The following is a 1,347-nucleotide window of genomic DNA, read 5'->3' on the forward strand; positions in this document are numbered from 1 at the left end:
TGCACACCCCCGAGGACATCCGCCTGGCACACCCCCGAGGACATCCGCCTGGTCGCAGCGAAACTCAACCGCCGCCCCAGACCAACACTGAACCTCGAGACCCCAGCCAACCGGCTAAACCAGCTGCTACAAGCGGCCTAACCCCCAGCGTTGCTCCCACCAATTGACTTTGCCGCGCTGCGATTGTCATTAAATGTCACCTCGCGCGCCAGCCGCGGCTCTGGAGGGCACGGCGGACTTTATGGACGACGGCGGGCCGCTCACCTTCGAGGTCATGCTTGGAAATCCGGACTTCCAGCCAGCCAAGGGCGAGCGACTTCTCTTGGCGCTCGATATCCCGCAAGTGTTGCTCCGCGCCGCCATGGTGTTGGCCGTCGTATTGGAGGGAGACCAGGTACTCAAGGTAGGCGGCGTCCGGCCACAGCACGGCCTGGCCGAACTGATTGCGGATCGCGTGGTTGAGCACGGGTTCGGGCAGGTTGGCGTTGACCAGGGCCAGGCGCATCCGCGATTCGGGGGCGGAGTCGGCGCCGACACGGATGAGTTCCAGTGCCGCCCGAGCAGTCCGCACTCCCCGCATGCCCGGATGGCTTCCCACGGCATCTTGCAACTCTGCGATACTGCACAACGCTTCTTTGGGCACCGGGAAATCAGGGCCATGAGAGGACACGAGGTAGTCGCCCGCTGCAACCAGGTCCTCCACGGTGGACAACGCGGCCAAGTCCAGCCACGTCCGCGCAGGCGAGGTGACTCGGACGCCGTCGTACTCCACCGTTTCCTCCGGAAGGAGCGTGAGGAGGTGTCCCGCCACGTTGACCCTGCGGGGAAAACTGAATCCCCGGCGTCGTGCAAGGTGGATGCGCCAATCCCCGCTGAGCCGGGCAGGCACTGGAATACCCCAGAGCCGCGCCGCCGACAGCGAGACGAGGATGGAGGAGTCATCCAGGTCCGTGTAGGCGCGCAAGGCGGCGGCTCCGGAAGCATCGGACGCAGCCGGGACACGAATTCCCCTGGAAACCAGCACCAAGTCCTTGGCACGTGTCCGTGACCGGGTTACCCCGGCCTTGTCCGATGCGTGCACAGAGAAGGAACCCGTGGCCAGATGATCCGGAAGTGGTGCCCTGCGCATGCCCCATTCTTGCTGGTCCGCCGGGTGCGCATCGGGTTATCCACAGCCTTAGCCGCACGCACCCCGCCGAGGTGGCATTTAATGACAATCCCGAGCAGGCGGTTTCAGCTTGCTAGTGCAACACCATCGATTAGTTTGGTCAGTCTTTCAGTTGGGGTGTCCCATTGGAGTGTTTGACGCGGTCGGATGTTGAGCAGGTGCTGGGTGTGGGCGAGTTC

The 1,347-nt window shown here is 64.0% G+C and carries 1 protein-coding gene; it reads right to left on the minus strand.

The genetic code is table 11. The features are described from left to right. Positions 1 to 196: 196 nt before the first annotated feature. On the minus strand, positions 197 to 1,129 hold the full coding sequence (locus tag AB4Y81_RS21520) for an endonuclease domain-containing protein (RefSeq protein ID WP_210078490.1): 933 nt from the start codon (positions 1,127 to 1,129) through the stop codon (positions 197 to 199). Between the last annotated feature and the right edge of the window lie 218 nt (positions 1,130 to 1,347).

Origin of the sequence: Paenarthrobacter sp. TAF1, assembly GCF_052113825.1 — a bacterium.
Classification (GTDB): domain Bacteria; phylum Actinomycetota; class Actinomycetes; order Actinomycetales; family Micrococcaceae; genus Arthrobacter; species Arthrobacter nicotinovorans.